At 62.5% G+C, this 6,430-nt stretch carries 4 protein-coding genes; all 4 read right to left on the reverse strand.

From position 1 onward, the window contains the following. Positions 1–1,215 (reverse strand): ABC transporter substrate-binding protein (locus EN991_RS18850; RefSeq protein ID WP_164769195.1); only part of this gene is annotated, 1,215 nt, incomplete at its 3' end. A gap of 37 nt (positions 1,216–1,252) precedes the next feature. Beyond that, the gene (gene ugpC / locus EN991_RS18855; RefSeq protein WP_127369293.1) at positions 1,253–2,338 is read right to left on the reverse strand and encodes a sn-glycerol-3-phosphate ABC transporter ATP-binding protein UgpC; all 1,086 of its coding nucleotides are present in this window, start codon (positions 2,336–2,338) and stop codon (positions 1,253–1,255) included. Between the two features lie 274 nt (positions 2,339–2,612). After that, entirely contained in the window at positions 2,613–2,735 is a 123-nt protein-coding gene (locus tag EN991_RS41680; protein WP_281040652.1) for a hypothetical protein, read from the reverse strand. A gap of 24 nt (positions 2,736–2,759) precedes the next feature. Then, the coding region (locus EN991_RS18860; RefSeq protein ID WP_127369294.1) for an autotransporter domain-containing protein at positions 2,760–6,430 on the reverse strand (3,671 nt) is incomplete at its 5' end.

A 6,430-nucleotide genomic window follows, 5' to 3' on the forward strand; every position in this document is an offset into this window, starting at 1 on the left:
ATGCCGGGCCGCCGAAGCATAGCCGAGCGGCCCGGCATAGCCGTTAGGCCGCAGAGTAGCCGAAGCCTTGGCGTAAGCGGCGTTGTTGGGATCGGCAGTCCATACCGGGTTGTTGTCGAATGCCTTCAGGGTCTGGCAGCAATATCCGGCCGAGGAGGTGATCCAGTCCTTCATTTGCGGTTCCTCGAACATGAACTGCAAATACGCCTTGGCCGCGTTGGGGTAGGGCGTGTAATTGAAGATGACAGCCGTGGTCACCTGGAACAATTCGACGGATTTGCCGACAGGGCCGATGGGCAGGTTGGTGGTGCGTATGTCCTTGGCGATTTCAGCCAGCTTCGGATCATTGTCCTTATTGATTTTGGCGGTGTTGTAGGCCGAGATGCCGTTGGCGATGACAGCCAGTTCGCCGGCCAGGAAGGCGCGGTTGTTGTTGACGTCGAGCCAGCTTTCCGTGCCTGGAATGAAGGTCTTGTAGAGTTCCTGCGCGTATTCGATGGCCTTGAGGGTCTCGGGGCTGTTGATCGTTACCTTGCCGCTCTCGTCGACCATCTGGCCGCCATGGCTCCACAGCAGCCAATGAGCATAGTTGTTGCCGTCGCCGACGCCATGGCCATGCGTGAAGCCGGCCGGATGTCCCTTCGCCTGCAAGGCCTTGCAAAGTTCCAGGAAGCCTTTCGTGTCCTTGGGAAACTCCGAAAAGCCGGCCTCTTTCACCCAGCTTTCCCGATAGACGATGGCGTTTCCGATCGTGGCCAGTGGCAGGCCGATGAATTTGCCTTCCCGGGTCGCATATTGCTTTGGTCCATCATGCCAGCCGCCGTATTTCGAGCCGAGATACTCGCCCAGTTCGCTCACGTCGTGCAGCTTGTCGGGATATTGGTGCGGGTCATCGAACCAGACGAACATCAGGTCGGGGCCGGAGCCGACATTTGCCGCGACTGCCGCCTTGGGGCGAATGTCCTCCCAACTTTCCTTGTCGACGCGGACCGCGACACCTGTCGCTTCGGTGAAGCGCTTGGTGTTGGCCAGCCATTGGTCCTCGTCGCCCTGGACGAAGGGCGACCAGCGCAGCAGCCTAAGCTTGGCGCCATCCTCGGGTTTGTATTTCGGTCCGTCCTGGGCAAGGGCCGGAGAGCTGATGAACCGACTTCCCAAGGCACCTGCCGCCGCGCCGGCGGTGGTGCGGATCACGTCACGTCTGGTGAACTTCATGCTCGTTTCCTCCTGCTTGTTGTCCTTGCCTGTGGTCCTACTGATCGGTACGTGTTTGGAACCTCTGTCCGGTTTCTCCGTGAAAGAGATGGATGAGGCCGGGCTCGGCCGTAAGCCGGATGGTTTCGCCCGGCGTGAAGGAATGTCGTTCCCGGAAATTCGCGACGATCTCTTCGCCGCCGGCTGTCCGGCCGATGAGCTGCACTTCGGACCCGGTTGGTTCAACCACCGCGACGGTGACCGGAATGCCCTGGTCGTCGGACAGCCGCAAATGCTCGGGCCTTATTCCCAGCACCACAGGCTCGCCATTGGGGATGGAAAGTGCCGAGGCCAACGGGACTGAAATCCCCCCGGCGCCGCGGAACGAGGGTGAGCCGTCAATAGCGATCTCGCCCCTCAGCAAATTCATGGCCGGCGAGCCGATGAAGCTGGCGACAAAAAGATTGTTCGGCCGGTCATAGAGTTCCAGCGGCGGCCCTATCTGCTCGACGATGCCGTCATGCATGACCACGATCTTGTCAGCCATGGTCATGGCCTCGATCTGGTCGTGCGTGACGTAGACTGTCGTGGTCTTGAGGCGCTGGTGCAGTTCCTTGATCTCGGCGCGCATCTGCACCCTGAGTTTGGCGTCGAGATTGGACAGCGGTTCGTCGAAGAGAAAGACCGCCGGATCACGCACGATCGCGCGGCCCATTGCGACGCGCTGGCGCTGGCCGCCGGAAAGCTGCCGAGGATAGCGCGCCAGCAACGGCACCAGCCCAAGGATTTCGGCCGCGCGGCGCACGCCTGCATCGCTCTCCGGCTTGGAAACTCCTTTGAGCATCAGCGAGAACGCCATGTTCTCGGCAACGGTCATGTGTGGGTAGAGCGCATAGTTCTGGAAGACCATGGCGACGTCGCGCTCCTTGGGCGCAACGTTGTTGACGACCCGTTCGCCAATCGCGATCTGGCCGCGTGAAATCTTTTCCAGGCCGGCGATCATTCTGAGAAGGGTTGATTTTCCGCAGCCCGATGGTCCGACCAGAGTGACGAACTCGCCGTCCTCGATGTTCACGCTGACCCCGTGCAGGATCTCGACAGCGCCGAATGATTTGTAGACTTCGCCAATTGCGACAGACGCCATCGATCCTCCCAACAAATTCCCGCGACGTCGTCGAAGGAACAACGCTTCCGCCAGCTACAGCCCTGGCTCCTCCCAGGCTCACGCTAGGCCGAAACGGTAGCGCTACCAAACCGGGCTGTAAAGCGTTTAGGGGAAAGCCGAACCTTGGGAGGGTCCGCTTCGCGCCACACAATCCTCCCAGCTGCTCCTGCGTCCGCTTCTGCGCGATCAAGTCCGGCACCTGCGGTCGCAGCGTTCGCGTTCATCACAGTTGCGCACGTCCTTGTAGGCTCGCTCAACCGGCGGCGATAAGGCTGGCTTCCTGCCAGGCGCTCGCGAGGTTCGCTTCCTGGCGTACGACCGCCTGGGCGATGCGATAAGCGGATTGAATGGCCCCTTTTCCGTCAGGGGCAGTCATTCCGGAACGATCCTTCCCGCTTGATTAGAATTCCACGTTGAGTTTTGCATTGAAGCCGTTCTGCTGGACGCCGGAGCCGAACTGACCCTGGTAGGCGACGCTGAGGGTTGCGGCATCGGTCAGGTTGAGATCGAACCCCGCTTCGATGGCGGCACTGTCCTTGGCGATCGGCACGCCAGCGATCGTGAAGGCATCACCGGCAGAGAAGGCATGTGTGCTGGTCGGTATGACGTCGCCATAGGCATGGCGCCAGCCCAGCATGCCGCGCGCCGTGGCATTGATGGCGCCGAGCGTGAAGCCGGCGGAGGCTCTGAGACCAAGCGTGGTGAAGGTGGCGTCGGTGGTCTGGCTTGCACTGGTCAATGCCGCCGCACCGCCCTTTTCCGTGAAGCCGTCCGTATGCAGGTTGACATAAGCGAGGTTGGCAAAAGGCTCGAAGGCCGCGACTGGCGTATCGATGCGATAGCCGAGTTCCCCGAACGCCTGGAAGGTGCCAGCGTTGTAGTCGCCGCTCAGGCTGTCGGCAAAGCCGGGCATGGCCACCGAGCGCGATGTCTTCATGTCATGCCACGTATAGGCAAGCCCGGAGCGGAAGGCGAGAGCGCCCCGCTGCGTGTCACCATAAAGGCCGAGATGATAATTGTCGCTCGAGCCTGACGAGGATCGGCCGTCGGCATCGAAGCTCGTGTGGCTGTAGCCAGTCATGATGCCAAGCCGCACATCCTCCGCGACAAGGCCGTCGACGCCGGTAAGAAAGCCGCCGGTGGAGGTATCGAGGCCTGCGGCATTGCCGTCGCCGTCGAAGGTGCCCCATGACCCGAAAGCCGTGCCCCAGGCGGCAAAGCGATCGGTGGTGGCAGGCGCCAGCATCGGACCGCCTTCGCCATAGGCCAGCACCGGCGTTGCCGGGATCCCTACCCCCTCGAAGGCCGCACGCAGGCGGTCATTGATGGCATCGCGGACAAAATGGCTGTCCTCGATCAGCGCCGATTTGGCGGACGCATGGATCTCGCCAGATAACGCATCGAAGGCTTCGCGTGCGGTTTCATCGTCCGGAAGGCCGGCGATTGCATCGTAGATCGGGTTGCCCGGCCCGGCGCTTTCGGCGCCATTGGCGGTGGCACACTGGTTGCGGGTGCCGGCCACGTCGCAGAACGACACGTCATTGCGGGCAACGTCGAGATAGATATTACTGGCGTCATAGGCGAGTGCCAGGTCGACAAACGGGGCGTTCTGGTCGAACGCATCATAGGTGCCGGTCACGCCTTGATCCGCGCTCAGGATCGTGTAGCGGGTTCCGGCACTGTAGCCGCCCGGCGCCTTGAGCGCGAAGACGGTGCCACCCTGGATGGTGGCTTTGCCCGTCACGTCGATCAGGTCGGAATTGCCGGCCGGATTGATCTCGACTTCGTAGGTCGAGCCTATCTCCTGCGTGTAATCGCCTGACACATTCAGCGTGCCGATCGAATTGCCCGGCGTAATCGTGCCGCCAGAAGCGATCGTGGTCGTACCCACCGTTCCCAAACCGCCGAGCGTGCCGCCGGCTGCAACCGCAATGGCGCCAGCAATGCTTGCCCCGGAATGGCTGCCGTCGCCGACAACGAGCTTGCCGCCGCCGATGGTGGTCAGACCGGTATAGGTGCTGACGCCGTTCAGCGTCAGCGTGCCGGCGCCGGTCTTGACGAGGCTCCCTCCGATGCCAGTGCTGCCATCCTGGATGACGCCGCCGATGGTGTCGTTCTTATCCAATCCGCCAAGCGTCAGCGACTTCGAGCCGAGAAAGACGAGACCATCGCCCGAAAGCGAGCCAATCGCGATACCGTCCGACGTCATTTCGGAGATGTCGACCTTTCCCCCCGTATCGTTTATGATCGCGGCCCCATCCGCCGTGTTAGCGCCATGGAAGCCAACGAAGCCGCCCTTGTTGGTGATGGCGGCGCTGCCGGCAGACGCGGTGTCGTAGAAGTCGAGCGTTCCTTGGATTGTAACGCCAATCGTGGCATTGGCGGCGCTCGAATTGCCGTTGAAGGACGTCCTGCTACCATTGCCGGTGATCGAAGCCGCACCGGCCGATGTTTCGTCGTTGAAGTTGATGCGGCTTTGGGTAGTGACGATCGTCGCCGTTCCCGCCGACGCACTGCCATCGAAGCGCATCGTTGCGTTTGTTTCCATGACGATGTCGAGGCTCTCGGCGCTTGCATCATTGATGAAGCGGAGGTCACCGGCCTTGACATTCACCGGTCCGCTGCCCAGCGCGCCTGTCGTCGCCGCGGTGATGAATCCTGCCGAAACCGTCGTCCCACCGGCGTAGCTGTTGGCGCTCGAAAGCACCAGCCCGCCGGCCCCGGTCTTGGTGAGCGCGCCGGTCCCGGAGATGACGCCGTTCGCCGTCAGGTCGGCATCGGTCTGGAACGTCCCACCGCCGGCATCCAGGGTGACGTTGCGCGCCGTCGCGAACGCCGCCGTGTTCCGCAGCGTGCCGCCATTGAATGTCAGGGCACCGCTTGCGGCGCCGAGATTGGCATCGGACGAAACGGAAATAGTCCCGCCCAGAAGCCGCGTGCCGCCCTGATAGCTGTTGCTGCCTTCCAGGACGAGCGTGCCGCCTTGCGTCTTGCTGACCCCGCCCGCGCCGGTAATCGTCGTCGCGATGGTGGCTGCCGTGCCGGCCAGCACGCGGATCTCGGCATTGCCATCGGCGCTGTCGGAACCATCTATCGCGAGCGTGCCGGAACCTTCCAGGCGGTAGCCGCTGTCGACGAATTGCAGCCCCTTGAAGCTTTGCGCTCCTTCGACGGCGATCGTGCCGCCGTCGAAGCCGCCCGGTTCGTTCTTGAACACCGCATGGTTTCCTGCCCAGGAGACGAGAGTATCGCCGCCCTGGTTCAGCCATTTTTCGTTCGTGGTGTTCCAGGTCCCGTCGCCGCCTTGCCAGTGCTGCAGCGTGTCGTCGCCGGCCGCTCCGATGAAGAGGTCGACATTGCCGCCGCCCGCCTGGATCTCATAGGCGGCCGGATCGGAAAGCGGCGGCTTCGTGCCGATCTCCAGGCCGTTGTCGGTGAGGCTGCCGCCATAGGTCATCAGCCGGTAATAGCCGAGGCCCGCCGTGCCATCGGCCACGTCGCCGCTCTGCGCAAGATTGAGCGTACCGTCGAGCGTCAGATTGCCACTCACCCCGATGCGGTCGCTTATCCCCGGAGAGCCGGTTGAACCGCCTGGATTGCCGAATTCGTAATCGAGAACCGACCCTGAAGAGAGGCCCAGATTTCCGGCAACCGTCAGCGTACCAACCGAATTGCCTGGCGCGATATGCCCGCCATCGGCAACCGTCGTCGTGCCCACCGTGCCCGAGCCACCGAGCGTGGCGCCGTCCTCGACATTGATCGTGCCACCGAGGAAGCCGGCACTGGCATGGTTCCCGACAAGAAGCGTGCCGCCTGCAACAGTGGTGGCACCGGTGAAGCTGGAACTGTCCGCGGCCAAAACGGTCGTGCCGCTTTCATGGAGGATGGTCCCCAAGCCGGTCAGGGAAGGGCTGAAAATCAGATCGGACCCATCGGGATTTCCCAGATGATTGAACACAACCGTGCCTGTGCCAGCGCCAAAAGCTATCGATGCCGCATCAACCGTGCCGGCGGCCTTCGCCACTTCCCCACTTGCCGCACCGATGTTGAGCGTTCCGAATGATCCTGGCT

It is taken from the genome of Mesorhizobium sp. M7A.F.Ca.US.005.03.2.1, from assembly GCF_003997795.1.
Classification (GTDB): Bacteria; Pseudomonadota; Alphaproteobacteria; order Rhizobiales; family Rhizobiaceae; genus Mesorhizobium; species Mesorhizobium ciceri.

Excerpts from the sequence above, each read along its gene's own strand:
- ugpC (WP_127369293.1), bottom strand. The coding sequence starts at position 2,338 with ATGGCGTCTGTCGCAATTGGCGAAGTCTACAAATCATTCGGCGCTGTC.
- EN991_RS41680 (WP_281040652.1), bottom strand. The coding sequence starts at position 2,735 with ATGACTGCCCCTGACGGAAAAGGGGCCATTCAATCCGCTTATCGCATC.